Genomic DNA, 2,919 nt, shown 5'->3' with positions numbered 1-2,919 from the left:
AATTGTGATTTGTCGACCTGGGCTACAAAGTCTGCGAACTCATTTTGGAGGGAAAGAGGGGGGAAAATCAGTTCAAAATTTTTAATCAGTTGACCGTTTAAATTAGGTTGATTTCCTCCTCGTCCAAGTTCTCGTAATTCGCTATACCTTAGCATTAATTGATGCCAAATAAAAACTGGATTGTCTATTTTATTTGGAAATATAGCCCCACATGCTTGGTTGCTAGTAGATTCAACTTTGAGGATTGCACTTCTTCCTCTTGTTTGTCCTTGACCATACATAGCAATTAATATTGTATCAACTGGAAAAAGTTTAAGAGATGTATTTTCTAAAGCAAATTTTGTGATTTTTTCCTCAGTTTCCGTAATTTCTCTATTTATTACCTCAGTTGTTTTTACCCAATTAATCGTTCCGCTATCCCAATATAATTTATTATCTCTTGATGGTGTACTTCCACTAGAAACTTCAAATTTTTCACCTATTTTATATTTGGGGAATAATGTAGTATAAAAATCCCCAAACATCTCGTTAAATCGGGATTTGACAAGGTTTGATAATTCCGTGTATTGCTGACTTCTTTTTGAAATTAGATAATCTATTTTCTCAAAATTCTGAATAATATTTTCTTGTTCAGAAACACTCATCATTGGAACTAGAGCATTTGATAAATTATTAAATTTAATATACTTTATTACTCCTCCAATTGACTGGTAGCGCAAAATCTCTATATACTTATCAAGAAAGTAGTATAGATATTTCATTTTTACATTAGAATTATTACTCAAAATATAAGTTCTTTGATAAGCATTAAATTTTCCTTTATAATACTTAACATTTAAATCCCCGTTTCCTGCAACTAAAACGACTTCGTCGTCATAAACATAATCGTTAATCCACAAAATTTCTTTTGCTGTTGTGAAAAATGGATACTTACCTCCGACAACTGCAGCATTGGCATCCAATTTACCAGTTTGAATAGAAACTAATTCCCCTAATTTCACTTTCTTCATGCAACCACCTCCTCGGAATATCGGGATTTGCTTTTAAGAGATGAATTTTTGGTGTGAATGCTTGACATTATTTTGATTGACCATGGCATAGGCCAGGGTTGTGTCAATCTTGCTATGACCTAGCAGTTTTTGGACTTGCTCGATAGGCATACCTTTATCAATTGCCTTAGTCGCTAAAGTTCTTCTGAACTTATGTGGGTGAACCTTTTGTATACCGAGTTTCTCTCCTAACTTTCTTAAGCGAATCTCTACACCAGCAATTCCAAGCCTCTGGACTTTTCCAACTAGTGTTACAAAAAGAGCAGGGTGACTATCTTTTCTGTCGTTAAGATAATTTCTTAAATGAATTTTCGTACGAGCGTCAAAATATACTGGTCTCTCCTTCTTTCCTTTACCAAAGACAACACACTCTCTGTTTTCAAAATCAATATCTGAACGATTCAACTGTACAAGCTCCCCTACACGCATACCTGTCGATGCTAGTAGGTCTATTATTGCCAAATCTCTCAAATTTTCACAGTTATCGCGCATAATTTCCAAATGTTCATCAGTATAAGTTTCCTTCACATTTTGCTCAGTCTTAATTTTCTTTATCCGTCGAATGGGATTTTTAATGATATATTCCTCTTGCTCAAGCCAAGCAAAAAAAGAAGACAATATACGCCTAATATTGTCTAAATTCGCCTTACTACAATCCTTTTCAGACTGGTAATTTGCTAAATAACTCCTTAAATCATCTGTTGTGAGTTGTGTCACAGACTCCTTAATACCATTAAACAAGTTTTCAATCGTCCTCTGGTAATAACGAATTGTTTTTGAGCTACAGCCCTCTACCTGCTTGGCGGTAATAAATAGTTGCAACAGGTTATTATTCGAATACTTCTGCTGCTTTTTTCCGTCTACTAGATGATGTTCTAAACTCTCTCTCAACGCTAGTAATTGTTCATTATTTAAAAGAGGTAACATTTCTTGCATGATAATTGTAACTTTTGATTCCATAATTTCTCACTTTCTTATTCATCAATAAAAAGAGACAATATCAGTTTCTGCATTACAGAATTCTAATATTGTCTGTTCATTTATTTTCTTGTGCTCATTCAAATCCAGCATACTAGGTTACTTTTTGACCTTTTCTCTAACAGAATGTTCAGAAACCCATTTGGAGTAGCTTGTCATTTTTTCATCAGTTAAAGCTTCTACTGCGATGGTTACACACATTTTTACTGCTTCTTCTACCGTTACAGAAAAACGATAGCCGTTTAATTGTAAAAATTTGACCAAAACGAAGAAAGCGGTTCTTTTATTAGCATTAGCAAAAACATGCTTCTTTATCAATTGGACAAATAGTATCGTTGCTTTATCAAACATTGTTGGATAAAGAGGCTTCCCAAAGACAAATTGTTCTGGTAAGTTCACAATCATATTTAAGGCAGAAGGACTAACTGTTTGAATTTTCTCATTTGGAGAATACCGTTGAATTGCTAAAGCATTTATTTTTTCAATTTGCTTTTCTGTCAGATAGATTGTCATTTTTCCACCAAAGCTTTGAAAACATCGTCGTATTCGTCAAATATTTTATCTAAATTTAAGTCAAAGGCATCATCAGATACATAAGAAACCTGCTGCCCCAATTCTTCAGGAGTAAAGATAATCTCACCACTTGGTAACAATTTCGCTTCGTATTTAACACCACTTGGAATATTAAATTCACTTGGAATCGTAATGGTGATTGAATTTCCTTGTTTTCTTGTTTTTACTACCATCTGATTTCCTCCTTTGAAGTATTATAACAAATCATTACCGTAATTACAATGGCAGAATATCAGCCAAAATACTCCTGCATCAGAGATTTCTTCAAAGTTTCAAGTTCTTCCAGAGATTTTTGGATTGCCAATTGTGATTTGTCGAC

At 33.8% G+C, this 2,919-nt stretch carries 4 protein-coding genes and 1 pseudogene; all 5 read right to left on the bottom strand.

The features are described from left to right. A partial coding sequence (locus HT701_RS11140; RefSeq protein ID WP_172931539.1) for a restriction endonuclease subunit S occupies positions 1–1,010 on the bottom strand: 1,010 nt, incomplete at its 3' end. Positions 1,011–1,043: 33 nt separating this feature from the next. After that, positions 1,044–2,009, bottom strand: a complete 966-nt coding sequence (xerA, locus tag HT701_RS11135; protein ID WP_120008022.1) for a site-specific tyrosine recombinase/integron integrase — start codon at positions 2,007–2,009, stop codon at positions 1,044–1,046. 117 nt (positions 2,010–2,126) lie between these two features. Continuing rightward, positions 2,127–2,540, bottom strand: a complete 414-nt coding sequence (locus HT701_RS11130; RefSeq protein ID WP_119948306.1) for a type II toxin-antitoxin system death-on-curing family toxin — start codon at positions 2,538–2,540, stop codon at positions 2,127–2,129. Next, positions 2,537–2,773 (bottom strand): AbrB family transcriptional regulator, encoded by a 237-nt coding sequence (locus HT701_RS11125; protein WP_000260605.1) that lies wholly within the window; start codon positions 2,771–2,773, stop codon positions 2,537–2,539. The genes HT701_RS11130 and HT701_RS11125 overlap by 4 nt, the downstream gene beginning before the upstream one ends. Before the next feature lie 59 nt (positions 2,774–2,832). Further along, positions 2,833–2,919 (bottom strand): annotated as a pseudogene (locus tag HT701_RS11120) (type I restriction endonuclease); the annotation flags it as partial.

Source organism: Streptococcus sp. 10824, assembly GCF_013276595.1.
Classification (GTDB): Bacteria; Bacillota; Bacilli; order Lactobacillales; family Streptococcaceae; genus Streptococcus; species Streptococcus pseudopneumoniae.
The sequence above is the reverse complement of the archived record's forward strand: the minus strand, read 5'-3'. Positions and strand labels throughout refer to the sequence as shown.